This is a genomic window from Deinococcus sp. HSC-46F16 (assembly GCF_024171495.1).
GTDB lineage: Bacteria > Deinococcota > Deinococci > Deinococcales > Deinococcaceae > Deinococcus.
This window is the reverse complement of record NZ_JALJZW010000007.1, coordinates 73926-98389: the sequence shown is the minus strand read 5'-3', so window position 1 is coordinate 98389 and position 24464 is coordinate 73926. Positions and strand designations below refer to the sequence as shown.

The window sequence follows — 24464 nt, the reverse complement described above, 5'->3', positions numbered from 1 at the left end:
GATTCGGCATGGCTTACCTGGTAATCACCGATGAGCGGGGTGAGAAGCACGAGTACCGTGATGTCCCGAATGACTTCGTCGCGGAGGCTATGGAAGCTATCGATAAGCGCGAGGGGACACACCTGCACTTGGCATACACCTACCCAGATGGCACGACACGTCACTCAGAGGTCGCCTGGGTGATGTTCAAAGTCGTCGATTTCGGCTACGACTGAGAAGAGGTTGTCGTAGCGTGAGGCATGAAAAAGCTGCTGCTCGCGCTGGCCCTTCTGCTTACCTCTCAGGCTGCCGCTGCTCGTTGGGAATACGCCATCCTCGTCTACGGCAACAACTTCGCTGAGTGGCAGTCTCCCTCCGGATACATCACCACCGACGACTTGAAGAAGACGATGGCGAAGATGAAATGCAAGCTGCCCAAGGGCTCGGCCAACTTTATTGACTTCCTCAACTGCGCGGGAGCGTCGGGCTGGGAGCTGGTACAGGTGGATGTCGAGAACAGCCAATGGATCTTCAAGCGCAGCAGATAACCTAACTTCGAGGAGAACCCCGCCCCGTGCGGGGTTTTCCCATTCCTGCCGGGTGTCACGCGCCCCAGCATCCTTGACTCACTGCCCGGTGCAGAGCGCCAGGTGCGCGACCAAGGAGACCCCCATGCCTGAGAAGACCGTGACCATCTTCGTCAACGACGACGGAACCGTCGACCTCTCCCGCTTTGCCAGCGACCCCGACCTGAACAAGGTCAAGGGCGTGATCGACGGGCTGCGCGGGGAAGCGGCCACCAACCGCAAGACGGCCACCGAGACCGCCGCGAAGCTGGAACAGGCTCAGGCCCGCATCACCGCCCTCGAAGGCAGCAGCAACCTCACCGAGGCCGAGCGCACCGAACTCCGCACCCTGCGCGAGTTCCGCGAGGCCGCCGGAGTCACCAGCGCCGACGACCTCAAGCGGCTGCGCGAGGATGCCACCTTCGGCCAGTCTCGCCGGGTGGACGACCGCCTGGGCGACCTGGCCCGCAGCCTCGGCGCAGACGCGGCGGCCCTCAAGCAGCTCTCTGGCATCCGCGATCTGGAGACCAAGGTGGAGCGCGAGAAGGTCATCGTCAACGACGCCGAGACCACCCGCGAAACCCCGATGGTCAAGGTGAACGGGGTCTGGGAACCGCTTCGCGGGTACGTCGAGCGCGAGTACGCCCCGTTCAAGAGCGTGCTGTGGCCCGAGGGCGAGAAGAAGCAGGACGCCACCACCTCCCTGCCGGGCGTGCCGGGTGCGCGTGGAACCGGGCAGGGCAAGCCGACCGAACAGCCCCAGGACGAACCCGACTTCTTCGCCGCCATGTTCGACACCGGCGGCGCCGCCAGGAGCTAATCCATGCCGAGACCCACCCTCGACGTCATCACCGCCCGCAGCGGGCAGGCTCGCCGCGCCCTCGTGCGCCGGTACCAGCAGCTCTCCCCGCTGATGCAGGTGCTGCCCTTCGACAACAGCGTCGTGCCCTCCCTCAGCGGCGGCGGCGGGCGCAGCCTCATCTACGGCTACGAGCGCGACAAGCAGCCCCGCGGTGCCCAATTCCGCGACTGGTACCAGGACTACCCCGCCGACTACCAGGAAACCGAACCCGTGGTCACGTACCTGCGCCCCCTGGGCGGAGCGTTCGAGATTGACCGCGTGTTCGTCCAGGCGGACGGCAGCATCAGCCCCAACACCCCCGGCTTGGGCAGCTTCGTCAACGAGAACGTTGACGCGCTGGCCCGTGCCACCGTAGGCCTGTTCGCCAACACCTCGGTCAACGGGGACAAGGTCGCCAACCCCCTCGCCTTCGACGGGCTGAGCAAGATCCTCGACGGCACCACCAGCGAGTTCAGCGGCACCGCCCTGAACGTCGGCGAGGGGGCGACCGTCGACGACTACACCAAGGCTGTCACGGCGATGAAGAAGTTCATCAACCGCATCAAGGCGCGGGGCCTTCAGCCCGTCATCTTCGGCAACGAGGAGAGCGCCCTGCGGCTGGAGATGGCCGCCATCAAGCTGGGCTACACCGACCGCAAGCCGGACGCCTTCGGCCAGGACATCGTGAACTTCGCCGGTGCGCCGATTCTCGACCTGGGCGCCCGCGTGGGCACCACGGGCGACGATGCGGCCGACAGCGTCATCCCCGTGACCCCGGACGGCCTGACCGACATCTACATCGTCGGCCTGGGCCTGAGCGGCTTCCACGGCGTGACCCTGACCGGCGACAGCGGCGTGACGTACTACTCCAACCTGGGCGACACCAAGCCCGGCGTCACCAAGCGCGTCGAGTGCGAGATGGTCGGCACCGTGGCCCTCAAGGACACCAAGGCCGCCTACGTCCTGCGCGACGTGCGCGTGCAGCCGCAGGTCTGATCATGGGCAAGGCGACCGAACTGGCGCGGCAGCGTGAGCGGGAGGCCTACGAGGCCACCCGCCTCGCGCAGCTCGCGCCCACCGACCCCATCCGGCGGGCGAAGGTGCTGGACGGGGTGCCCGCCCCGCAGGACGGCGGGGCACCGAACGGCACAGCGGGAAAAGCAGGTGGGGCGGACGGCGAACCCATCCAGGGCGGGGCGTCTGAGGGCACCCCCACCCCGGAGCACATCCCCGAGGTGCAGCCCACCACCGCCCAGGACTCCCGCCCCGCCAAGCAGGACGACGCGCCCGGTCTGAGCAACTCCGAGGCTGAGGCCGCTGCGGTGGCCCAGCCCGACGAGAAGCCCAAGACCAGCACCAAGAGCACCACCCGCAAGACGACCACCCGGAAGGCCACGAAGTGACCCAGCCCGCCGCCCCTGCCATGACCGAAGGCGACGCCCTGCAACACCTGCGGGACGCCCTCGGCAGCAACTACGAGGGGGCCACCGACGACGGCACCCTGCGCCGTGCCCTCCGGGTGGATGCGCAGGGGGACCGGCTCCGGCCCTGGGCGACGGCGGCGCGGCTGATCAAGTTCAACACCGAGTACGAGGTGGGCGGCGACCTGGCGGCCCGTATCGACCGCAAGCTGGCCGAGCTGGACCAGACCCAGCGCGGGGCCGACGCGACTGCTGCCCGCCTCACCCACTCGCCCGCGCCCGGCGGCGTGACGTGGGGGGACCTCTAGGCCCGCACTCAGCCGCCGTTTCTGCCGCCCTCCGGGGCGGTTTTCTTCTGCCGGGTGTCAGCCCGCGGGCGACTCTGAGGGCATGGAACCCCAGGCGCTCGCCGTTCACCCCCACTGCCTGACGCCGCCGGGCACGCCCGTCACCATCCGGCACGACCCCCGCACCTTCACTGTGCTGGCGGGCTTCGTGGCCTACCAGGACGGCAAGCGGCGCAACTGCTACGTTCTGCGCGACCTCGAGGCGGGCGAGCTGCACGCGGCGCTGAACGGCTGGCTCACCCCGGTGGGATGGCTGAGTGAGCGGCTGGCGCAGCTTCAGGGCGCCGCGCAGGAACAGGCGGACCTGCGCGAGGCCCTGCGCCGGGTCTACGGGGAGGTCTGATGGACGCGGGCCAACTGGTGCAGCTTTCGCGGATGCAGGCGAGGCTGGCCGACGTGCGCACCCGCATGGACCGGGAGACAGCCCTGCGCTCGCTGTACGCCGACCGCTTCGACAGTGCGCTGCTGGGAGAGACGGCGCACCACTTCCAGCCGGAGACGCTGGAGATGGCCTTGCAGGGGGAAAACCCCTTCCGCGAGGCCATAGGGCGGCTGGTTACGCCCGTGCGGGCCGGTGGGGCGCAGTGGACGGGGGACGACACCTGGACAGACGACCGCAAGGCGTACCTGAAGGCGCTGGCTGGCGTGTTCGGGAAGGTCGTGACCAGCCTCGCGCTGACCGGCAAGGCCGCCGTGCTGCCCTGGAAGAGCGAGGACGGGCGGGTGCGGGTCACTGCCCTGCGCGGCTACCTCCACCCCGTCTACAGCCGCACCGACCCCGACGAGGTGGAGCGGGTGCTGTGGGTCACTACCTCGGACGGCGGCGCGACCGGCACGCGCTACACGGTCTGGGTCTTCGAGCCCGGCAAGGTCACCATCCACCGCGACCTCGACGACCCCACCGCCTACGCCCTGGGCCGGGGAGAGGAGCGGGGGCTGCCCTACGCGGCCGGACGGCTGCCCCTCGCCTTCATCACCTTCGACCAGGACGGGGACGGCGATCCCTACGGTCCGGCGGACGTGTGCTACTCGGCCTTCCGGCGCTGGCTGCACCGCCTGGTGCAGGAGAACGTCACCTACCACAGTGGCGCGTACAAGCAGAAGGTCATCTACGGTAACAACGGCCCGGTCCCGGCCCTCGGCCCCTTCAAGTTGCTGGAACTGGACGGCGAGGCCAAGTACGAGGAGCACGGCGCGGACACTGCCCTCATCCAGCAGATGACCACCTCGCGCGAGGCGGCTGGGCGCAGTGTCTGGGCCTCGGCGGGCGCTCCGGAGGCCCTCAGCGGGGCGGGCGAGTCGGGCGAGGCGCGTGCCATCGCCGGGCAGATGCACGAGCAGACCTGTGACGATCTGGGCGACCTCGGCGCCGCTCTGCTGACCGACGCGGCGGCGCTGCTCGCGGGAATGGGGGTCATCCCGAAGCCCATCGAGTTCACCTGCCGCCCCCTCTTCGTGGCGAAGCGGTCTGCCGAGCAGGCGAACGTGGGCGCCCTGTACCGCGACAAGGGCATCACGCGGGGCGAGCTGCTGCTGCGCCTTCAGGACCTCGGCATGACGATCAGCGCCGACGAGCTGAAGCGGGCGGCGGCCGAGTCGGGCGACTTCGCGCGGGCAGTGGCGCTGCTGAACGCGGGGGCACCTACCTACGTGGCCCTTGACCTCCTGCGCCAGGCCGGGGTCACGACGATCACCGAGGAAGACGTGGCGGCGCAGCGGGCGCTTGACCTCGCGGACGCGAGCGGGGAACCGGAAGACGGCGAGGGGGATGACGACCCCGACGACCTGACCGACCCCACCGACCCGGTGACCTAGCGTGAGCGACCTGCGGCTGACTGAACTGCTGCGGGTGCTGGACCTGGCCGCCCTGCGCGAGCGTCGTCGCCTCGACGACATGCGCAGGGCGGTGGTGCGCCAATACCGTGGCATCTCCTTGGAGGAAGCGGCTGGGCAGCTTCGCGCGGCCCTGGATGCCCCCAACCCGGCCAGCGCCCGCGCCCGCACGGAGCTGACCCTCAAGGCGCTGGACATCGCGGTGCGGGAACTGGGCCTGCCCCCGGAGCGGGCCGAGCAGATCGTGCGCAGGGCGGTGCGCGACCGGGTGCAGACGCACGACGAGCTGCTGCGCCTCCAGAACCCGGCGCTGAGCTTCAATGACCCCGCCGAGGTGCAGGCCCGCGCGGTGGGGACGGCCCGGCGAGACATGAACCGCTACTGGGAGAAGGAACAGCGCCGCTTCCGCAACGACGTGGCCCGCACCATCCGCGAGGCCATCCGTAAGGGGCTGGACCCGGACAAGGCGGCCACCCTGCTGGAGAAACGGTTAGGCGTCTCGCGCTCGCGGGCGGTCCTGATCGCCACCGACCAGATGCTCACCGCAGCGGCCAACGCGGACCGGCAGCGGCAGCGCGACATGGGCGTGAAGGAGTACGTGTGGCGCACGGTGGGGGACAAGAAGGTCCGGCGGGAGCACCAACTCCGGAACGGGCGGCGCTACGCCTGGGCCACCGGGGGCGAGTATCCAGGGCGGGCCATCCGCTGCCGATGCCGGGCGCTGCCGATCATTGTCCGACTGCCCGCCCCACCCGAGGTTGACCGGGCAGCCTGAGCCGGGTGTCAGCCCTCTTTGCACACTGACCCTGTGCCCGCCGACACCCGTCCCTTCCTCACCCTCCGCACGCCGGGAGGGTCGTGCCGCTGCCAGCGCCCCAAGGTCCGGCCGCTCGCCCTAGGCATCACCGGGCAGGCGGGCGCCGTGGCGCAGGACCAGCCGACGCACACCATCCCGGTGCCGGTGGCGATGACCACCCCGCCCGCTGACCTTGCGGACAACGTGGTGGTCACGGTAGATGTGGAGCCGGGCAAGCTCACGGCCTTCCGGGTGCTGCGCAACGGCATCGACAAGGGCGCGGGAGTCTGGAAGCTGTACGTGCGGACGGAGGACGGATACACGCCGCCCGTGCAGCCGGGCGCACCTGTCTCTGATGAGGGGTACGAGCCATGACCCGCCCCGGTGCCACCCTCCGCATCCCGGCCTGGGTCAAGCGCCTGGGCAGCCTGCCCGAGCAGGTCACTCAGGAGGCCCTGGCCGAGTCGCGCGATTTCCTGCGCGACAAGGCCCGCGAGAACGCCAGCAAGGGCGGGGCGCGGGGCCTGCGCGTCCGCTCCGGGCGGCTGCTGCGGTCCATCCGCACCTACCTGAAGGCCAAGCCGAATGGGGGAGAGCTGAGCCTGGGCATGGTGTTCTACGGCTGGGTCCACGACACCGGCATGACCATCCGGGCGAAGGGGGGCGGCTACCTGCACTTCCGCACCCCGTCGGGAAGCTGGGCGAAGGTCCGCCAGGTCGTCCTGCCCGAGCGGCGCTGGGCACGGGACGCGCTCGACGAGACCCGTAAGCAGTTCCCCCGCTACCTCTATCGGGCGCTGGAACGCGCCACGAGGCCGGGATGAGCACGGTGCAGCGGTTTATCGACCTGCTCACCGCTGAGCTTCAGCGCTCCATGCCGGGCTACACGGTCGAGGCGCGGGAGCCGGTGGAGGGCGAGCTGCGGGCCAGTTCCACCGTGAAACAGGTCTTCATCACCACCGAGGGCATTGAACCGGGGGAGGAGGTTGCGGATTTTGGCGCGAGTACGCAGGTGATGGTCCCCGTGATGGTGGCCTGCGTCATGCAGCGCCCGGGCACGGTGCCCCTGGCCGCTGCGGTCCTGCGCCGCCGTCAGGCGATGGTGCAGGCCGTCCAGCGCACCATGCGCGACTTTGCCGAGACGGGGGAGCCGACGCTTCTCCGCTTCATTCAAGAACAGCCCCAGCTCATCGAGGGCTACCTCGTGAGTATCACGGGCGTGGAGGTCCATTACGACCTGCTCGCCGAGGAGGAGTTATGACGGGAGAGAAGAAGTACATCCTGCGCGACGGCGAGGAGCCGGGCATCTACCAGGGCATCGGGGACGTGCGGGTCGGTGTGCCCTTCCGCGTCTACAGCGAGGAACAGGAGCGGCTGGTCAAGGAAGACAAGCGCTTCAAGCAGTACACCGCCCCGGCGGAGGGTGTCACCGACGAGGGCACCGTGAAGGGCAGGACCGCCAAGGCTGGCAACGGCGGCAAGGAGTAAGCCATGCAGGGAAACACCGGCAAGATCGGCCTCGCGCTGATGAACGACACCACTACCCTCCCCGCCGCGCCCGCCATCACCCTGCGCGCCAAGCAGTACGCCGACCCGATGCCCCAGTACACCGAGACTGAGGAGGATGTGGCGACCGGCACGCGCTTCGGGCGGCAGAAGTTCATTCAGGGCGTGCAGGCGGGGAACAAGACCATCGTCGCGGCAGCCACGCTGCGCGACCTCCCGCTGCTGCTTCAGGCGCTGCTGGGGGCGCCGGACGGCACGGGGCTCATCACCCCCCGCCCCACCGATTACGGCGCCCTGATGCCCGGTCAGCCGGTCGCGGTGTGGCAAGCGCACCCGCTGATGGACAGCCTCTTCCCGGCCGCACAGATCGGCGGGCTGACCATCAACATCCCGAACCGCAACAACGCCGAGGTGAGCGTCACCCTGAACACGGCGCGGGTGAACGAGCTGACCCCGCCGCTCCCCGCCTTCCCGCCCCTGGTCAGCACGGGCGTCATGCAGATGCTGCACTGGTACCTGAAGATCGACGACGTGGTGTACAAGCCCGAGTCGGGCAGCATCGTCATCGAGCAGGGCATGGAAGCCGAGGACGGGGCGCAGGGGCTCGACGACGCGGGCAAGATGTACGTGCTGGGATGGAGCGCCAACGGCCCCCTCACGGCGCGGGTCGAGTTCCAACTCAGCGAGGCGGGGGCGGGCAGCGCGGCGGCACTGCGGGCGCTGCTCGCGGCGGCGCGGCCCAACGCGGCGACCGGCGAGCGCGTGCAGAAGGAAGTCGAGACGGGCTTCAAGATCGGCGACAAGGACGTGAAGTTCACCTTCCCGACGGCGCAGCTCATCGCCAACAACATCCCCAACGGCCTGGGCCGCTTGGTCGTGGGGATGCAGGCGGAGGGCGTGGGCCTGGGCGTTCCCCCAGTGCTGGTGAACGTGCCCGTGCCCGCCGCCTGACCTGTCTGATTCAGACACGGCCCCCGCCTCGCGCGGGGGTTTTCGCCGCCGGGTGTCACCACTCCCCAGAGACTGCGGGCATGACGGAAAAGAAGACGCACCCCTTGGAAAAGTTCGCGGGCGCCACGAAACGCATCACCCTCCCCATGTCGGGCATCGAGGTCGTCGTGCGCCGGGCCGACGTGGACGCCATCACCAACGACGCGATGAAGACCACGTTCCAGACGGGGGTGCTGCGCGAGGTCGCGGCCGAGTGGGCGAAGGAAGCCGCCGAGGAGACCCGCCCCGAGGGCAGCCAGCCCCGCCCCCAGCCGCAACTGTCCCCCGATCAACTGCTGGTGATTCAGGCGGAGGCCACCCGCGCCGTGCTGCGCAACACAGTCATCCTGCCGACGCTTGACGAGCTGATGGAGCTGTACGGCGGTGGAGAGCAGTTCGCGGATCTGGGATTCGGCCCGGACTATCAGCCGCTGATGGATGCCGTGAACGAGCTGAACCCGACCACCCGCGACGAGAAGGGCAACCTGACCCAGGCAGGTGATGCCCAGCGGGACCAGGCCAAAAGTGTGGCTGCACCTGAACGCGGTGACGCTGCACAGTCTGGCGACGGCGTATAAGGGCCGCCCCAGCGACTTCCTGACCCTGCGCCGGGCCATGCCAGAGGACCGGACCACCCTCGATCAGGCGGTCTACCTGTGGGCACAGGCGGAAGCGGCGATGGACCACTGGCACGCCCAGCAGCAGCGAAGCTAATCTTCACACTTCGGGCTGGGCGGGCAGACCTGCGCGACATGAGAGTGGGCGAGTGGTACGCGTAGGGGGTATGAAAAAACTTCTGATTTTGCCTGTTCTGGCCCTCGGCCTCGCTTCTTGCGCCCCGCTTCAAGGCCAGAAACCGATGATCTACCAGGGGAAGGCGAGTGACGTGTTGGCGGCCATCACCCAGATCGCCCCGACCGTTCAGGCCTCGCGCAACCACAACTTCTACAGCGTGATCGAGGCGACCCCAACGCAGGTGACCCTACAGGCTGATGCGCGGCCCGGCTTCGTTGCCCTCGGCGCGAATGTGCCCATCCGCGTGACCTTCACCGCCCTGGAAAGCGGCACCACCACGGTCGTGACGCATGCCGTCCGGACGGAAGTGCAGCCCAACCTGTACAGTCCACCCATCGCCAACATCTACGCGGAACTGGGCAAGCGCTTCACGATGGTCCCCTAACCCGCCCCTGCTTGCCGCGCCGCCCCCACCGGGGCGGCCTTCTTCTGCCGGGTGTCACCCACTCCGCGAGCCTGTCCCCATGTCGCTGGCCGAACAGATCAAGCTCCAAATCGTCAGCGTCGTCTCCGGCCAGCAGCAGGTCACCGCCCTCACCGCGCAGGTGGACCGTCTTACCCAGAGCACCGAGCGGCTGGACGGGGTCTACCGGGACGTGAACGGGCGGCTCCGCAACGCGCAGGGCCAGTTTGTTGCCGCAGGCGGCGCGGCGGGCGGCATGGCCGGAGGGTTCGGAGCTGCCGCCGCTGGTGCTGGGCGGCTGAACCTCGGCCTGCTCAACCTCAACGCCGGAATTCAGATCGTGCAACAGGTCGCGGGGGCGGTGCAGGGCCTCGTGAACCAGATGGGCGAATACGCCCGGCAAGCCGACGCGGTGACGGTCTCCCAGCGGTCGTGGGACACGGTCCTGGAGCGGTTCAACGTGGACGCGGGCGAGGCGCAGGGCGTGATTGACGACCTCGTGGACCGCACCGGGGCCAGCGAGATGGCGCTGAAGGGCGCGGCGGCCCAGTACATCAAGATGGGCGGCACGCTGGAGGATTTCCAGAAGGGGGCGCTGGCGGCGGCCTCCAGTTGGAGCGACCTCACCGTCAAGAGCATCACCCTCGACGAGTCCATCAGCAACGTCACCCTGGGGCTGGCGATGGGCCGCTCGGAAATGATGGAGTCCAGCGGCATCGTCGTGAACGCCTCCCAGGCCTGGGAGAAGTACGCCGACTCGGTGGGCAAGAGCGTGGACGACCTCTCGGACGCGGAAAAGGCCCACGCCTACGCGCTGGCCGTCTACAAGGAAGAGCAGATCGGCATCGAAACCCTGGCCGACAAGCAAACCGATCTGACCCGTGCGACCACCGAGAACACCCGCGCCCGCGAGGAGATGGGCCGCACCATCGGCGCGGTCGTGCTGCCTGCCTACACGCAGATGGTGCGTGGCGGGACCGACCTGTACCGCACAGTCACCGAACTGACCCGCGCTTACCAGCAGGGCGGCGCGGCCACCGACGAGCTGGCTCGCAAGAACCCGGCCCTCACCGCTGCGCTGGAACGCCTCAAGCCCGCTGCCGACCAGATGCGGGCGGGGCTGCTGAGCGCCTGGGAGGGGATTCAGGGCGCCTATCAGCGCGTGCTGGTGCCCATCTTCGAGCGAATCCGCCCCCTGGCTGAGCAGGCTTTTACTTACGTGCCGGGCATCGTCGAGAGCGCGGGCAAGCTGATCGGCGAGACGTTCCAGCTGATCTCCGACCTCTGGGAAAACGTCCTGCACCCCGTCTGGGACGCTATCGCTCCCGTCGTGTCTGCCGCGTTCGCAGGCGTGGCGGCTGCCCTGGACGGGGCGCTGAAGTTCGTCACCGGAATCTTCTCGGCCATCCGTGCCCTGATCGCAGGGGACTGGAAGGGCGCGTGGGAGGCAGCCAAAGACGCGGTTGGAACGGCTCTGCTGGGGCTGGAGACGCTGCTGTCGGGCGTGCTGACCAACCTCAACAGCGTGATTGACCGGGCCGCCCGCAGCCTCGCAGATAAGGCGAAGACGATGGGCGAGGGCCTGCGCGACGGCATGATCTCGGGCCTCGCCAACCTGTCGGTGCGGCTGGCGACCACCATCAGCGAGGCGGTCGAGAACGCCACCCGCAACCTGCCCGACTGGGCCAAGCGCATCCTGGGCATCGGCAACCTACAGGGCTATCTGGAGGGCGTCATCGAAGCGGCGGGCGGAGCGGGGGAGGATGCCTCTGACCGGACCGACGCTCGGACCCAGGCCGACGTGGCGAACAACGGACGCGACCTGCCTCCCAACAGCTTCGCCGCGTCTGTGTTCCGCGAGGCCCTGGAGCAGCGCGGCCTCCGCACTGCCGACGAGATCGTGAACTACTGCGCCCAGTGGGTGCGCGACACCCTCGGGGACGCCGCGCCGGGGATGCGCTCGCAGATTGACAAGCTGTTCCAGAGCAACCCCGGCAAGAACGGCCCCAACGCCGTCAGCGCCTACCAGAACTTCCGGGCGGCGGGCCTGACCCGCCAGTACACCAGCCTCGCGGACCTGAAGCCGGGGGACACGGTGTTCTACGCCGACGGCGGGCAGAACCACGTCGGCGTGTACGTCGGGGACGGCCTCGTGCGCGGCAACAACCGGGTGACGTTCCAGCAGAACGGCGGCAAGCTGGACGCCAAGGGCAACCCGGTCCCCGGTTCCACCGCCAACCCGGTCGGCAACGTGGGCATCAACCAACTGGGGCACGTCACGGCCATCGTGCGGGCCGACGACCTCGTGGCCTACATCACGGGCCGCGCTCCGGTCACGGACACGCCCAAAGCGGGCACCCCCACCAACACCCGCCCCACCGGAGGCACCACGCCGCCCCCCGCCGAGACGCCCAGCGCGGCCGACATCGCCAAGGCTCAGGCCGCGAAGATCGACGACACGCTCGCTCGCGTGCGCCTGGAGGTGGTCAGTAAGTCGGCGGGCATCTCCCTGCTGGCCCGTATCCGCGACGAGGCGCAGGCCGTCGCCAGGAAGCAGGGCACCGGCTGGCAGGAATACGCGAAGACCGCCGAGCGTGCCCAGCAAGCCATCGACGGGCTGAAAAAGGGCAATCCAGCGCTCAAGGAAGCCAAGGACCTGCTCTCGGCGCTCTCGACCCAGTACGAGTACGCCGGGAAGTCCGGTCTGCCCGCCTACATCAACGGCCTGCGGGCCTTCATCCGTGAGCAGGAAAAGGTCGTCGCCAGCAGCAAAAAGGACAGCAAGGAACAGCTCGACGCGATGGCGAACGTCAGCCGCGCCCGGCAGATGCTCGAAGACGCCACCAAGCCCAAGGGCAAGGAGACGGTCACGGTGTCGCAGGCCGACATGGACCTCTACCGCAAGCAAGCCGAACAGGTGGTCCTGTGGCAGCGGGAACTTGACAAGACCCCCAACTCCGACCGCGCCCGCGTCCTGCAAAACCAGATCGCCGCCTACAACGCCCAGGGCGAGGCCGCCCGCAACGTGCTCGCCATCGTGTCCGGTGCGGCCCAGCGCCGTGAGCAACTGGAGAACGAGGCCGAAGACCGCGCCAAGCGAGGGGCAGAGGGCCGCGCCGCTGCTGAGAAGGCCCTGGCCGAGAAACGGTGGGAATTGGCCCGCGATACCGCCCAGGGCGTGATCGACGGCTATCAGGACGAGCTGGACGCGGCAGGTGACAACGCCGAGGCCCGGCTGGAGGTTGAGCTTCGCCTCGGCAAGGACGTGCTCGCCGCCCGCAACACGCAGGCCACCGCCAATGCCGAGCTGGAAAAGCAGCGCCTCCGCGAGGAACGCAACCGCCTGATGAATGCCGAGGGCGTGACCAAAGAGCAGCGGGTCAAGCTGTGGCAGGAATACGGCAAGCTCATCGCCGCCGAGGACACCAAGCTCCAGGCCACCCTGGGCCGCAATGCCGCCGCCAGCACCCGCGCTGAGGAAGAAGCCCGCACCGCCGCCACCGAGGCCAAAGAAGAGGAGGCCCGCAAGGACCGCGCCCGCCAGCAGGCCACCTACCGCGTGCGGCAGGCCATCCGCCAGCAGAACATCTCCCTCGCCGAGGGCGAGCTGGAGAAGCTGCGCGACCTGCGGCAGAGCGAGCTAGACGCCATCGACCGCAGCAACCGCTCCGCCGTGGAAAAGGCCCGCGCCCGCCTGGAGGTGGAGCGCCGCTACGCCACCGACGAACGCCAGTTGATGACGGACCTCGCGGCACTCCGCAAGAAGGACGCCGATGCCCGCGCCAACAGCGGCCCCAAGCAGGAGCAGGCCGGGGCACTCCGGCTGTCCCAGCAGCGCTACGACGCGGACATGCGGGCGGTAGAGGGGCTGGACCGCGTGGCCCAGGCGGAGGCGAAGGTCACCGAGGAACAGAGTCGCCAGACCCAGACACTGGACGGGCTGGTCGAGAAATACCGCGATCTGGGCGCCGCCCTCCAGAAGAAAGCGGAGGCTGGAACCCTCACCGACGAGGACTACACCGACTATCTAGAGGAACTGGGCGACCTGTGGACCGCTGCCGGTCAAGCCGGACTGAAGGCCAACCCTCAACTTGTCGCCGCGCACCAGGCGGCCAAGACCTTGGGGCAGACGGCCCGGACCACCTCGGAGGCCGTGGCGTCGCTGAACCTGGAACTGGAGATGCAGGAGGAGTCCGCCCAGGGCGTCGTGAAGATGGCGCAGGACCTGATGGCGGCGGGGCGACCCGTGGAAGCCATGCAGTTGCTCAACGGGGCGCTGGACGACCTGCGGGAGCAAGCCGCGCAGGGGCTGCCCATCAGCATCAAGGCGGTGGGGATGCTCACTGACACGATGGGCAAGTTCAACTCCGAGCTGGAGGAGTTCGACCCCCAGGCGTTCCGCGAGTGGCAGGAGACGCTCGCCAGCTTCGGTGCGGTGGACCGCCAGCAGGCGGCCATCGACGCCGAGGGGGTGGCCGCCAGCCTTCAGCAGGGGCAGACCGCGCAGATCAGCACCCTGTTCAAGGGTGGCCCCGCCGAGGTCGCCCGCTTCCTCTTAGGCACCGACGGGCAGGGCTTCGCCGAGACCTTCTGGTTCGACTTCACCGAGGCCAGTCAGCAGGACTTCCGCCAGCGCCTCGCCGGGCTGGATACCGAGCAGCTCGCCTCGCTGGGCACCGACATGCTCCAGCGGCTGCTGGACGGCATGGGCGACGACGAGGCCTGGGATGAGCTGCGCGGCCGGGTGCAGGCCGGGATGGGCCGGGCGCTAGAGATCAACACCACCGGCAGCATCTGGACCGAGGTGGGACAGATCGCGGAACAGGTGGAGGCGTTGGACCGTACCTCCGCCACTTTCGCGGACACCCTCGACAACGTCGTCATTCCTCGACTGGAGGCGTTGCTGGCGCTGACCAGCGACCCCGAGCAACGGGCCGGGATTCAGGCCACCATCGAGGGGCTGCGGCAGGAAGGGGCCGAGGCCCGCACGCTCGCCGGGGAACTCGCGGCAGCCCGTGCCGAGGCGCAACAGATCGAGAACATGGACGCGGGGCTGGCCCCCCTCGCCCAGGGCCTCCAGACGGTGCTCGACGGGCTGGACGCGGGCACGCTTTCCAGCGGCGCGGCGCGTGAGGCGCTGGCCGGGCTGCGCGAACAGGCGCAGGAACTGGGCGGCGAGATTGCGGGCAACCTCATCGCGGTGATCGACGGCCTGGCCGACCGGCTGGACCGACTGGGCGACACCGAGGCGGGCGAGGCCTTCGACAAGCTGCTGGGCGCGGCGGCAGGCAACTTCCAGAGCGTGCTGGACCGCATCGAGAACGGCTCGCTCTCCGGCGACGCGGCGCGGGATGCCCTGGCTGCGCTGCGCGAGGAACTGGAAGCCCTGGGCGGGCCAGAGGCGGCGCGGATGGTTACGGCCATCGACGTGATCACCGGGCGGCTGGACACGCTGGGGGAGGCCTCGCGCGAGTTGGCCGAAGCGATGGGCGAGCAGGAGCGCCCCTTCGCGGGCACCCTCAAGCGGCTGGAAAAATTACGCGGCGAGGTTGGGGTCGATCAGGTGGCGCTCGAAGCGCTCATCAAGTCCTTCGGGCGGCTGCAAGAGGCGGCTGAAAAGGGCCAGAAACTCGACTTCCAGATTGCCCAGGCCCGGCGCCAGATCGAGCAGTCGGGCGGCCTCCGGGGGCAGGGGGCGCTGCGCGACGCCCTGACCCAGAAGCTGGAGCTGGCCCGGCAGAAGCTCGCGCAGATCACCACCAGGGAAGGCCCGGCCTACGCCGCCGCCCTGGGCGAGGTGCAGGCGGCTGAGGACGCGCTGACCGAGGCGAAAGTCGCGCAGATCAACGTGTTCGGCGATTACGCGCAGCGGCTGATCCCTGGCCTCGTGGCGGCCATGCAGGTGCTGGCCGGGGTGGGGGAGGAGGTCGCGCAGGGCTGGGGCGAGTCGCTGGGCAGCATGGTGAGCGACCTCGTGGGATTCGCCTCGGCGCTGGCGCGGGGGGACTACATCGGGGCGGCAATCCAGGCCTTCACCAGCATCTTCACCGGCTTCGCGCGGCAGGCGGCCGAGGTCCGTGCGGAGGTCAAACGCACCCAGGAGTACGCCAACCAGTTCCGGTTCTCGGACAGCGGCTACGGCACCCGGCAGGTCACGCACACCCAGACCGGGTTCCTGTGGTGGAAGAAGAACGTCTACAAGGAAGAGATCGACGAGCTGGGCAAGCAGCTCGCGCTCTCCTTCGAGGGCGCGGTCGTAGGCGGCGTGCAGGGGGGGCTGGCGGAGGCCGTGGAGAAGGGCGACAGCTCTATCCTCGAAAAGGCCATCACCACCAAGCTGAAGGACGCGGCGCTCAGTGGGCTGACGGAGGCTTTCCTGAACAGCGCAGGCGTGGCCGCGCTGATGGGGCCACTGGTGCAGGGGCTCATCGCGGCGTTCAAGTCGGGCAACCGCGACCTGATTCAGAGCGCCCTGGCCGAGTTCAAAACGGGGCTCGCCGGGCTGAAACCCGAGCTGGACGCCCTCGTCGAGGCGGGGCAGGCCGTGAGCGAGGTGCTGAGCACGCCCACCGGGGGGGCCGGGCCATCCCCGGAAGTGCTGCGCGACCTCGCCCAGCGGCGCCTGAACACCGAGGAGACGCTGCTCAAGCTCCTCCAGACCCAGAGGCTCATCAGCACCGAGGAATACGAGCGCCGCAAGCTCGACCTCGCGCTCAACCGGATTCGCGCCCAGATGAAGGCGGAACTGGACGCCGCCGGACTCACCGAGGAACAGATCGCCGCCATTCAGGCCGAGTACGAGGCCCAGCTCGCGCTGACCCAGGCCGAGTACGACGCCCAGGTGCGCGAGCGTGCCCTGGCCCGTGAGCGCGACGTGGCGAGCCGCCGCCTGAACAATGCCGAGCTGGCCCTGCGCCTGGAGGAACAGGTGGCTCTGGCGGGTGTCCAGAGCGACGAGGAGCGCTTCCGGATTCAGGAGGCCTTCGAGCGCCGCCGCCTGGAATTGACCCTGCGCCGTCTGGAAGCCGAACACGCCGCCGCCCTCGCCGCCGAGGGGCTGACCCAGGATCAGATCGACGTGCTGACCGAAGAACATGCCCTCAAGCGGCAGGAAGCGCAGCAGGCCCTCGACCTGATGGTGGCCGAGCATCAGCGCCAGCTCGCGGAACGTGCCGCCGAAGAGCAGCGCCGCCTCGCCGAGCAGCAGGAACAGACCCGCCAGTCGTGGCGGCAGAGCCTGATGGGGGGCGTGGACGCCCTGCTGCGCGGGGACAGCCCGCTGGAGGCGCTGTACTCCGGCATCCGCGACCGCATCGCCCAGGCCATCAAGGACGGGGCAGCGGTCAAGGGCCTGCTCGCCCGCCTCGACCCCTTCTTCGATCAGCTTGGGGACGCCATCACGCGGGGACTGGACCCGACCTCGATCATCGAGCAGATCGGGCGGATGGTGCCGGGCCTCGCCGTCGAAATGCAGACCACTCTCGGGCCGCTGCTCGCCGCGCTGAACCGCGCCATTCCCGACCTGACGGGGGCCGTGCGCGACAACACGCGGGCCGTGAAGGGAATCCAGTACACCCAGACCACTGTGGTGCAGGCCGCGCCTACCCTGCGGCTGGATGACCCGCTGCGGGCCGCGTTCGTGAGGTTCGGCGGATGAGGTACTGGGTGACGTTCAGCCGTCCGGGAGCCACGCTCCCCTTCGCCAGCGTTTTCCAGCGGGCGGGGGGCCTCTACGGGGAAGGAGAGATTGCCCCGCTGGGCGGCAAGTTGGAAGTGCTGCCGGGCGGCTTCTCCGGCACGGGCAGCCTCAACCTCAGCGGCATCCCGCGCTCGCCCGGCCAGCGCCTCGCCCCGCGCGACTGGGTGCGCGTGTACCTCGCGGACGGGAATCCCGACCCGATCTACCTGGGAGAGGTCACCAACGAGCCACGCATCAAAGACCGTCAGGTCGCGCTGGCGCTGGCCGGGCTCAAGGAGCGCGTGGGCCGTGCCCGCTGGAAGAGCGACGTGGGGCCGGACGGGACCGTTCTGCCCTGGGAGGCCCGCTTCCGCCCCTACTTTCAGGGTGTGCTGGCCCGCGCAGTGCTGCCTCCCGGCGTGACGGTGGGCGAGCTGCCCGACCTTGACGTGACCCTGCGGGCGCTGACGCTCTCGGAACTCGTGGCCGACGCTTTCGGGCAGGGGCTCGCTGCTACCCAGGGCGGCACCTGGGGTGTGGACGCGCGGGCGCGGGTGGGCGTGCATGTGCTCACCGACGACCTCGCGCACCGCTTCCCACGTATCGACTCTGACCGGCCCCCCGGCGAGACGGGCGAGTACGCCAACTGCATCCGCTTCGGCTACACCAAACCCAGCGGGGCGCCCGCCTTTTTCGAGTACAAGTACACGCCGGACGTGTTGCTGCTGGGGGAGTCGTGGCTGATGGACACCCTCCCCAGCAGCGTGACGACCACGCTGGTCAACCCCTACGCGGGGGAGACCGAGACCGTGACGCTGGGGCTGCGGCACCCGGACGGCCCGAACCTCGTGGCCCTCCAGACGGCGCAGCACCCCGCCTACACGCCCGCCTGGGCCGGGCGGCTAGTGGACGGGCTGAACCTCGACACCACGGCGCTGTACGGCGAGACACTGCCGCTGCTCGCGGTGGGGCAGGAGGCCATCACCCTCCCGGCGGGGAGCATGGGGGACCAGTACAGCCTCAACGTGACCGGGGCGACGGCGGGGGTGACGGTCGTCGCGACGGTGAACGGGGCGCTCGCCCCCGCCAGGCCCGCCACGCCCACCGGGGGGGCCTTCGTGCACACCACGACCGGGCAGACCTACCTGTTTCCCGGCAACGCCACGGTGCAGGTGAGCTACGACACGGCGGACTACAATGCCCGGCTGAACGCGGGGCAGGGGCACCCGCACGGGTTTGGCCTGCTGACCGACGCCCCGGTGCCGGACGGCCCGGCCATTCGGGGCACGGTGGCGAGTGCGGCGGTCCCGGCCGTGCGCGGGGTGGTGCCGGGGCAGCTCGTCGCCACCCCCCAGGGCCACCGCTACACCCAGCGGCCGTGGCAGGCCCCGACCTCGGTGCGGGTGGGGTTCCTGATCGTCCGCAAGTGGCACGCGGGCGACACCGTGACCACCGGCGCCAGCGTCACGGCCGTCGAGGCCGTGGACCTGTCCGTCTCGCCCCCCGCGACCGTGGCGCTGACCCGCCAGGACGATGACCCCGACACCGGGCGGCGGGTGTGGGCGCTGCCCCATGCGGCCAAACTCTCCGACCTGATCCTCACGGGCAGCGTGGCCGACATGGGCTGGATCGGCGTCAACCTCAGCGACGAGGCGGGGCTGCTCGCCTACGCCATCGGGCGGCTGCAACCGCTGCTCAGCCCGGTGCGGTCCTGGGTGGGGCGTTACCCGGACCTGCGGCGGCTGGAAGTGTCGGGCGTGGCGGGTTTCGACGACGAGGACGGGGAGACGGTGCTTCAGGTGACGCGGGGCGTCTACGACCTCACGGCGGGGCGCAGCTTTATCGAGGCGGGCACGCCGCAGGCGCTGAACGGCACACAGGCGCTGCGGCGGGCCTTCGAGGGCATTGAGCGGGTGCAGCGGCTTCAGAACAGGCCGGGGGGAGAGGGATGATCGAGCGGATACTGGGAGACCGGGAGGGGCGCGAGCTGATCGCGCTGCACCGTCAGACGCGGGAACAGGTGCTGGCGGTCAAGCGGGAGGGCCTGCCGGACCTCGTGCCCATCGGCGGGGTGGAGGAAGTGCCGGGCACCGGGCAGAAGGTCTTCATCGGCGAGCGGCGCCCCAGGGCGGGGCAGCTTGTGGTCACACTGGGCACCTGGGGCCGCACGCACGACGACGCCTTCGCGCTCCAGCGCGAGCTGGTGGGCCTGGCCGATCAGATCGGCACCTACACCCGCACGCCGGGCGGGACGCTGGAAATCGCGGGGGTGAGCAGCGTGCGGCGCAGCTTCCAGGGGTCCCCGCAGTCGGGCGGCGAGGTGGAACTGACGCTGGAGTGCACCTCGCCTTACTTCTGGACCGACGTGGCTCCTCGCCCGCTCGTGGTCGGAGCGCCCCAGGCGGTGCGAATTGGGGGGCAGGCTCCCACCGGGCTGCGGGTGAGCCTCACGGCGGGAGGGGCGGCTGTCACCAACCCCAGCATCCTCAGTGACGCCGGGCTGACGATCTGGCGCAGCACGGTCCCGGCAGGGCAGACGCTCACGCTGGACAGCCGCCGGGGGTGGTCCGCGACCCTGAACGGGGCGGACGTGTCGCTGTACGTGACCGGGCCGCTGCCGCATCTGGAACCGGGCACGCGCTCCCTGACACTGACGGCGCCCGGTGCGGCGGCCGAAGTCGCCTGGAGGGAAGGAGACCTATGACGGCCACGCTGCCAGTCCTGAACTACAAGCACGCCCGCGACGGGGACGACTCCGACCTGACCTTCGAGATCACGGCCGACGGGCCGCACGGGGCCATCGGGCAGGATGGGGTGAGCGCCCGCGTGGGCTTCCCAGTCGGGCGCATCAACGAGGCGGGGTGGGCCGTCAGCGAGGACGGCTCGCCCTACCGCCTCAACTCCACCGAGGTCGCGGGCATCACCTACCGCCTGACGGTCAAACGGGGGCGGACCGCTGTCAGCAGCGTGACCTTCACGCCGGGTGCGGTGGCGGGCGAGATCGACGTGGTGGCCCTGCTGCGGGCTGGGCAAGCGCAACTCGCCACGCCGGAGATGCTGGGGTCGCTGACCGGGCTGCTCACCGAGGGGCAGACGCTGCTGCCCGAGCTGCGGCAGACCCAGGCCGAGGCCCTGAAAATCGCCGGGGTAGACCCGGAATTTCGGTCCTTGACCGCTGCCCTCGCCGCTCCCACCTATGCCCAATGGACGGCCAGGGGCCAGCCCGAGTACATCATCGGGTCGCTGGTCCAGAACGGCGCCGTGCAGATCGTGGCCTATCCGACTGGCGCCATCTACGGGCGAGGTGAACAGGTGGCCCCCGCATGGGTGCCCGTAGGGGAGCCGACGGTCACCGCCACGACCCTGCGCAACCGGGGGCCGGTGTACGCCCCCGACGTGCTGAGGGGCATCGCCACCCCCACCGAACGCGCCTACCGGCTCAACGAGGCCCTGGCGCTGCACCGGGACCGCCGGGAGATGTACCTCCCCGCCGAGGCCGGTCCCTACACGATCAGCCACGACACCCCCGCCAGCGGCAACGCGGGCCTGCGGCTGTGGCCGGGGCAGGTGTTCCGGGGCGACGGCCCGGCCACTGTGGTCCGCAACGCCGTGAAAAACCAGCAGTACGGCCACATGTTCCGGCTGGCCGACGTGGTGGGGCCGCATGAGCACGCCCAGCTCCTCAATTTCACGCTCGATCAGAACAGCGACCAGCACCTGATCGGCACGGTGGGCATCGACGTGTCCGGCTCGCACTATGCCCGCGTCTCCGGCCTCGTGTTCCGCAACATCCCCCTGGCCGGGCTGTTCTCGGACTCCCCCGAGGACGACCCCACCATCGGCCTCATCATGGAAAACCTCCAGGGGTTCGACTCTTGGGGGACTTTCTGCACCTTCTTCGGCGCGGGCGAGGACTTCCAGATCATCGGGGCGCACCGCTATGAGCGGTTCCGGGACGACGCGGTGGCCTTCCAGGAGTCGGCACGCGGCTACCAGCGTGGGCACACCCTCAGCGGCACGCTGGTCGGGCGGGACGCCACGCGGCGCGAGGCGGTGTACGAGATGCGGGAGGGCGTTCGGGTCCTCGTCGGGTACTCCCTCCCCCACCTGCTGACCCTCTACGGCGTCGAGGACATCAACCTCTCGGGGGGCACGCTGGACGCCGCCGACATCGTGGCCGGGGCGCTCGCCATCGCGGGCAGCCGGACGCACGCGGCCTCCCTGCGCTATGGGGCAGGTCGCCCGGCCCGCAACATCACCCTGGGGACCGTCACCGCGAGACGCACCGGGGTGGGCGTGGCGAGCATCCAGGGCCACAACACCTACCGCCGGGACGCCATCAGCATCAACGACGGGGACGATATCCGCATCCTCGGGGGCATGCTGGCGGACAACGCGGACGCGGGGCTGTACGCCGTGGACACGGTGGGGCTGGAGCTCGGCCCCCTCACCAGCCGGGGCAACGGGGCGGGGGGCCTCCACCTCGACAACACGCGGGCGACTCTGGTGGGAGGCGACTACGGCGGCAACGGCACGCAGGCCGGGGTGCTCGCCACCCGGAACAGCGTGGTGGAGCTGCGCGGCGTGCGGGCGGGCGGGCAGCGGTTCGGGGTGTATGCCGCCTCGGGGAGCCGGATCAGCGGGCACGACCTGCGGGCCATCGGGACGACCACCCCGGTCATGCAGGACGGCGGCACCGCGCACCTCACCGGGGTCCGGACCACCGAGGGGCCGCTCAAGACGCGGGGAAAGGTCTACGTCGACAGCGTCAATTCCTTCGGGCAGCCGGAGCACGGCCTGGGGCAGCAGCCGGGGATGCTGCGGGCGATGATCATGGGCACGGCGGGGGGCGACTATGCGGGCCAGGCCTATGCACGGCTCGCCTCCAACTCCGACCTGATCGTGGTGGGGGTGACGCCCGCTCCGCCTGCCGGGGTGACAGTCACCGTGGCGTGGGAGGCGGACGCGTGATGCTGACTCTGACCTTGGCCGCGTGTGGAGCAGGCTTTGCCGCCGCCAGTCTGCTCCACACGCGGGGGCGCTCCCGATTCTGGTGGGCGCTCCTCGTGGTCAACGTGGTGATGGTGGGGGCAGCGTGGCACCACCTCTCGCCGCTGCTGAAGACCCTCGACGAGCTGTTGCGGCTGGTGCCGTAGCCCCCGCGCGGGGGCGGGGGTCTTCCTTTGCCCCTTCCTGCCGGGTGTCACCCCCACAGGCAGCCTGAGGGGCATGGAGGCCCCATGTCCCCCCTGACCCTGGCGCTGCTGCTCAGCGCCCAACAACCCACCACCTACTGCCCCGTCATCGTCTACCGGGACTACCACTTCGGTGCGGTCTACAAGGCCGTCCCCCGCCTGCCCACGACCTGCAAAGGCGCGGCCCGCGTCCGCAAGTCCAGCACGATCAACGTCAAGCGCAACGGTGCGCCGTACCAGCCCGTCAAGCCCGAGATCGGCGCCTGGGACGTGACCCGCACCAAGACCAACATCCCGCCCCGCGAGCTGTGGACCCTGACGACCTGGCGCTGGGAGTACTGGGACGGGAGCCGCTGGCGGGGGGCGCTGTGAGGGCGCCGCGTCCCATGCCGCCCCTGTTCTGGGATGGGGTGGCCTTCGCGCTGCGCTGGACGCTCGCCGTGGCGCACCTCGTCTTCGTCGCCTGTGTGTTCCCCCGGCCCGACCTGCCGGAGCTGCTGCCCATCACCTTCCGGCCCTTCGCCGAGGTCATGGACTGGTACCTGTGGGGCACCTGGAACCTCGTGGCCGCGCTGCTGTTGATCTTCGTGCCGACGCGCGTGCCGCTGGGGTTAATCAGCACGGCCTTCTCGGCCTATTGCAGCTTCGTGGTGGCGGCTGTCTACGCCTCGGGCGCGGGCCTGGTGCCGTCCACCCTCTTCTACTTCTCGCTTGGCAGTGTGGGCGTGATGCTGTTCGGGCGCTCGCTGTGGGCCTACATGACGCAGGTGCGGTGGTTCCGGCGGCGCGTGATGAGCCGGGGCCGGAGTGGGCATGGCTCAGCCCGGCAGTGACGTGTTCGGGCAGGCGGCGGTGTGGCTGGGTGGAGGGGGAGTCATCACGCTGCTGGGGGTCTTCCTGCGGGGAGTCCTCACCGGGGCCGCCGGGCAGGAGAAGGAACTTCGCACGGACCTCGCCGCCCGCCTCGCCCTGGTCGAGGAACGCCTCGACCTCGTGGAGAAGCGACTGACCATCATGACCCGCGAGCGCGATGCGTGGCGGCACCTCGCCCTGCAAGCCCGGTTAGAAGCCGAGCGGCTGGGCTACGACCGGACCAAGTGGCCTGACGACCCGAAGGGGGAGTGATGCGGATGCGGCGATTCCATCTGGTACGCGAGGAAGACGTGAGTGGGTCCAGCGGCTGCGGGGTCGTCGCCGAGGGCGTCGAGTTTCACGACGGAACGGCGGCGATGCGCTGGCGGGTGCCGCCCTGCTCGACCGCCCTCTATACCTCGACCGCCGACGTGGTGACCATCCACGGACACGAGGGCCGCACCGTCCTGCAATTCCTCGACCCCCCCTACATCCCTGGGCTGGACGGCCCGACTGGAGCGCCATGACCTTCGTCTGCAATCCCGTGCTGGAGACGGACACCATCCGCTACAGCATTCAGCCCGGCTGTGCCTTTCTCGACCCCGGCTACTACCCCGGCACCAAGCAGGCCCACAGCGGCATCGACCTCAACGACGTGCGCGGCGGGGACTCCGACCTCGGCAACCGGGTCCGGGCCGTCGCGGATGGTGTGGTCGTCGCGGCGGGGACGTTCCCGAAGTGGGGCGGCATCGTGCTGATCCATCACCCCGACCTCGGCGTGTGGACCCAGTACGGGCACGTCTACGGCATCACGGTCCAGGTCGGGCAGACCGTCCGCATGGGCGACATCATCGGTCAGATCGGAAAAATGGAGGGAAACCGGGGCTGGGCGCACCTGCATTTCGAGGTCAGGCGCTCGCTGCTGCCGCCGGACTTCTGGGCCTCGAATCGGTACAACACCCGCAGGCAGGCCACCGACTACATCCGCGAGCACTACCACGACCCCGAGGACTGGCTGGCCGAGCACGGGGCGCTGCGGACGCTGGCCGAGGTGGAGGTCGCGCGGGGGGAGCGGCGCGGCGGCGGGGTGGTCGTCGATCAACCCAGCCGGGCGGTGCCGCTGAACTGGTACCAGCTTCACGACGAGGCCATGCAGCCCCTGGAGGGCGAGTGGGTGTCGGTCGTCGAGAACACAAAGACGCGCGAGCGGCGCGTGGTGAAGGTCGGAGACAAGAAGCTCCGGGAAGCGGGGTTGATCTGAT

The 24464-nt window shown here is 69.7% G+C and carries 27 protein-coding genes; all 27 read left to right on the top strand.

Features of this window, described 5'->3' with window-relative positions:
* The first annotated feature begins 8 nt into the window (after positions 1-8).
* The 27 genes from L1280_RS13880 (at position 9) to L1280_RS13750 (ending at position 24463) form a co-directional block, all read left to right on the top strand.
* Positions 9-215 (top strand): hypothetical protein, encoded by a 207-nt coding sequence (locus L1280_RS13880; protein WP_253582884.1) that lies wholly within the window; start codon positions 9-11, stop codon positions 213-215.
* A 24-nt stretch (positions 216-239) separates the two neighbouring features.
* Entirely contained in the window at positions 240-527 is a 288-nt protein-coding gene (locus tag L1280_RS13875; RefSeq protein ID WP_253582883.1) for a hypothetical protein, read from the top strand.
* Positions 528-651: 124 nt separating this feature from the next.
* Positions 652-1365, top strand: coding sequence for a hypothetical protein (locus L1280_RS13870; protein WP_253582882.1), 714 nt, complete (start codon positions 652-654; stop codon positions 1363-1365).
* A gap of 3 nt (positions 1366-1368) precedes the next feature.
* Positions 1369-2382 carry a major capsid protein gene (locus L1280_RS13865; RefSeq protein WP_253582881.1) on the top strand — a complete coding sequence of 338 codons (1014 nt, stop codon included), beginning with the start codon at positions 1369-1371 and terminating at the stop codon, positions 2380-2382.
* Between the two features lie 2 nt (positions 2383-2384).
* On the top strand, positions 2385-2789 hold the full coding sequence (locus L1280_RS13860; RefSeq protein ID WP_253582880.1) for a hypothetical protein: 405 nt from the start codon (positions 2385-2387) through the stop codon (positions 2787-2789).
* Positions 2786-3115, top strand: a complete 330-nt coding sequence (locus L1280_RS13855) for a hypothetical protein (protein WP_253582879.1) — start codon at positions 2786-2788, stop codon at positions 3113-3115. The genes L1280_RS13860 and L1280_RS13855 overlap by 4 nt, the downstream gene beginning before the upstream one ends.
* Before the next feature lie 82 nt (positions 3116-3197).
* On the top strand, positions 3198-3497 hold the full coding sequence (locus tag L1280_RS13850; protein WP_253582878.1) for a hypothetical protein: 300 nt from the start codon (positions 3198-3200) through the stop codon (positions 3495-3497).
* The gene (locus tag L1280_RS13845; protein WP_253582877.1) at positions 3497-4969 is read left to right on the top strand and encodes a hypothetical protein; all 1473 of its coding nucleotides are present in this window, start codon (positions 3497-3499) and stop codon (positions 4967-4969) included. Before L1280_RS13850 ends, L1280_RS13845 begins: the two co-directional genes overlap by 1 nt.
* A gap of 1 nt (position 4970) precedes the next feature.
* On the top strand, positions 4971-5762 hold the full coding sequence (locus L1280_RS13840) for a minor capsid protein (RefSeq protein ID WP_253582876.1): 792 nt from the start codon (positions 4971-4973) through the stop codon (positions 5760-5762).
* A gap of 33 nt (positions 5763-5795) precedes the next feature.
* Positions 5796-6158, top strand: coding sequence for a hypothetical protein (locus tag L1280_RS13835; RefSeq protein ID WP_253582875.1), 363 nt, complete (start codon positions 5796-5798; stop codon positions 6156-6158).
* Entirely contained in the window at positions 6155-6607 is a 453-nt protein-coding gene (locus tag L1280_RS13830; protein ID WP_253582874.1) for a hypothetical protein, read from the top strand. The genes L1280_RS13835 and L1280_RS13830 overlap by 4 nt, the downstream gene beginning before the upstream one ends.
* A complete protein-coding gene (locus tag L1280_RS13825; protein WP_253582873.1) occupies positions 6604-7044 on the top strand; it encodes a hypothetical protein in 441 nt (146 codons plus the stop codon). The genes L1280_RS13830 and L1280_RS13825 overlap by 4 nt, the downstream gene beginning before the upstream one ends.
* Positions 7041-7271, top strand: a complete 231-nt coding sequence (locus tag L1280_RS13820; RefSeq protein WP_253582872.1) for a hypothetical protein — start codon at positions 7041-7043, stop codon at positions 7269-7271. The genes L1280_RS13825 and L1280_RS13820 overlap by 4 nt, the downstream gene beginning before the upstream one ends.
* Before the next feature lie 3 nt (positions 7272-7274).
* Positions 7275-8240 carry a hypothetical protein gene (locus tag L1280_RS13815; protein WP_253582871.1) on the top strand — a complete coding sequence of 322 codons (966 nt, stop codon included), beginning with the start codon at positions 7275-7277 and terminating at the stop codon, positions 8238-8240.
* Between the two features lie 80 nt (positions 8241-8320).
* Positions 8321-8857 carry a hypothetical protein gene (locus L1280_RS13810; RefSeq protein ID WP_253582870.1) on the top strand — a complete coding sequence of 179 codons (537 nt, stop codon included), beginning with the start codon at positions 8321-8323 and terminating at the stop codon, positions 8855-8857.
* On the top strand, positions 8826-8993 hold the full coding sequence (locus L1280_RS13805; RefSeq protein ID WP_253582869.1) for a hypothetical protein: 168 nt from the start codon (positions 8826-8828) through the stop codon (positions 8991-8993). The genes L1280_RS13810 and L1280_RS13805 overlap by 32 nt, the downstream gene beginning before the upstream one ends.
* Positions 8994-9063: 70 nt before the next feature.
* Positions 9064-9459, top strand: coding sequence for a hypothetical protein (locus tag L1280_RS13800; protein ID WP_253582868.1), 396 nt, complete (start codon positions 9064-9066; stop codon positions 9457-9459).
* Positions 9460-9538: 79 nt separating this feature from the next.
* Complete coding sequence (locus tag L1280_RS13795) at positions 9539-17134, top strand: hypothetical protein (protein ID WP_253582867.1); 7596 nt, start codon at positions 9539-9541, stop codon at positions 17132-17134.
* Between the two features lie 8 nt (positions 17135-17142).
* Positions 17143-19107: a hypothetical protein gene (locus L1280_RS13790; RefSeq protein WP_253582866.1), complete on the top strand. Its 1965-nt coding sequence runs from the start codon at positions 17143-17145 to the stop codon at positions 19105-19107.
* Entirely contained in the window at positions 19104-19859 is a 756-nt protein-coding gene (locus L1280_RS13785; protein ID WP_253582865.1) for a phage tail family protein, read from the top strand. The genes L1280_RS13790 and L1280_RS13785 overlap by 4 nt, the downstream gene beginning before the upstream one ends.
* The gene (locus L1280_RS13780; RefSeq protein ID WP_253582864.1) at positions 19856-22126 is read left to right on the top strand and encodes a hypothetical protein; all 2271 of its coding nucleotides are present in this window, start codon (positions 19856-19858) and stop codon (positions 22124-22126) included. Before L1280_RS13785 ends, L1280_RS13780 begins: the two co-directional genes overlap by 4 nt.
* A complete protein-coding gene (locus tag L1280_RS13775) occupies positions 22123-22311 on the top strand; it encodes a hypothetical protein (RefSeq protein ID WP_253582863.1) in 189 nt (62 codons plus the stop codon). Before L1280_RS13780 ends, L1280_RS13775 begins: the two co-directional genes overlap by 4 nt.
* Positions 22312-22395: 84 nt before the next feature.
* Entirely contained in the window at positions 22396-22722 is a 327-nt protein-coding gene (locus tag L1280_RS13770; protein WP_253582862.1) for a hypothetical protein, read from the top strand.
* Between the two features lie 14 nt (positions 22723-22736).
* Positions 22737-23183 carry a hypothetical protein gene (locus tag L1280_RS13765; RefSeq protein WP_253582861.1) on the top strand — a complete coding sequence of 149 codons (447 nt, stop codon included), beginning with the start codon at positions 22737-22739 and terminating at the stop codon, positions 23181-23183.
* Positions 23164-23475 (top strand): hypothetical protein, encoded by a 312-nt coding sequence (locus L1280_RS13760; protein ID WP_253582860.1) that lies wholly within the window; start codon positions 23164-23166, stop codon positions 23473-23475. The genes L1280_RS13765 and L1280_RS13760 overlap by 20 nt, the downstream gene beginning before the upstream one ends.
* Before the next feature lie 5 nt (positions 23476-23480).
* Positions 23481-23729: a hypothetical protein gene (locus tag L1280_RS13755; RefSeq protein ID WP_253582859.1), complete on the top strand. Its 249-nt coding sequence runs from the start codon at positions 23481-23483 to the stop codon at positions 23727-23729.
* On the top strand, positions 23726-24463 hold the full coding sequence (locus L1280_RS13750) for a M23 family metallopeptidase (RefSeq protein ID WP_253582858.1): 738 nt from the start codon (positions 23726-23728) through the stop codon (positions 24461-24463). The genes L1280_RS13755 and L1280_RS13750 overlap by 4 nt, the downstream gene beginning before the upstream one ends.
* The last annotated feature ends 1 nt before the right edge of the window (position 24464 follow it).

Coding starts and splice junctions, on each gene's coding strand:
- L1280_RS13880 (WP_253582884.1), top strand. CDS start 9: ATGGCTTACCTGGTAATCACCGATGAGCGGGGTGAGAAGCACGAGTAC.
- L1280_RS13875 (WP_253582883.1), top strand. CDS start 240: ATGAAAAAGCTGCTGCTCGCGCTGGCCCTTCTGCTTACCTCTCAGGCT.
- L1280_RS13870 (WP_253582882.1), top strand. CDS start 652: ATGCCTGAGAAGACCGTGACCATCTTCGTCAACGACGACGGAACCGTC.
- L1280_RS13865 (WP_253582881.1), top strand. CDS start 1,369: ATGCCGAGACCCACCCTCGACGTCATCACCGCCCGCAGCGGGCAGGCT.
- L1280_RS13860 (WP_253582880.1), top strand. CDS start 2,385: ATGGGCAAGGCGACCGAACTGGCGCGGCAGCGTGAGCGGGAGGCCTAC.
- L1280_RS13850 (WP_253582878.1), top strand. CDS start 3,198: ATGGAACCCCAGGCGCTCGCCGTTCACCCCCACTGCCTGACGCCGCCG.
- L1280_RS13845 (WP_253582877.1), top strand. CDS start 3,497: ATGGACGCGGGCCAACTGGTGCAGCTTTCGCGGATGCAGGCGAGGCTG.
- L1280_RS13830 (WP_253582874.1), top strand. CDS start 6,155: ATGACCCGCCCCGGTGCCACCCTCCGCATCCCGGCCTGGGTCAAGCGC.
- L1280_RS13825 (WP_253582873.1), top strand. CDS start 6,604: ATGAGCACGGTGCAGCGGTTTATCGACCTGCTCACCGCTGAGCTTCAG.
- L1280_RS13820 (WP_253582872.1), top strand. CDS start 7,041: ATGACGGGAGAGAAGAAGTACATCCTGCGCGACGGCGAGGAGCCGGGC.
- L1280_RS13815 (WP_253582871.1), top strand. CDS start 7,275: ATGCAGGGAAACACCGGCAAGATCGGCCTCGCGCTGATGAACGACACC.
- L1280_RS13810 (WP_253582870.1), top strand. CDS start 8,321: ATGACGGAAAAGAAGACGCACCCCTTGGAAAAGTTCGCGGGCGCCACG.
- L1280_RS13800 (WP_253582868.1), top strand. CDS start 9,064: ATGAAAAAACTTCTGATTTTGCCTGTTCTGGCCCTCGGCCTCGCTTCT.
- L1280_RS13795 (WP_253582867.1), top strand. CDS start 9,539: ATGTCGCTGGCCGAACAGATCAAGCTCCAAATCGTCAGCGTCGTCTCC.
- L1280_RS13785 (WP_253582865.1), top strand. CDS start 19,104: ATGATCGAGCGGATACTGGGAGACCGGGAGGGGCGCGAGCTGATCGCG.
- L1280_RS13780 (WP_253582864.1), top strand. CDS start 19,856: ATGACGGCCACGCTGCCAGTCCTGAACTACAAGCACGCCCGCGACGGG.
- L1280_RS13770 (WP_253582862.1), top strand. CDS start 22,396: ATGTCCCCCCTGACCCTGGCGCTGCTGCTCAGCGCCCAACAACCCACC.
- L1280_RS13765 (WP_253582861.1), top strand. CDS start 22,737: ATGCCGCCCCTGTTCTGGGATGGGGTGGCCTTCGCGCTGCGCTGGACG.
- L1280_RS13760 (WP_253582860.1), top strand. CDS start 23,164: ATGGCTCAGCCCGGCAGTGACGTGTTCGGGCAGGCGGCGGTGTGGCTG.
- L1280_RS13755 (WP_253582859.1), top strand. CDS start 23,481: ATGCGGCGATTCCATCTGGTACGCGAGGAAGACGTGAGTGGGTCCAGC.
- L1280_RS13750 (WP_253582858.1), top strand. CDS start 23,726: ATGACCTTCGTCTGCAATCCCGTGCTGGAGACGGACACCATCCGCTAC.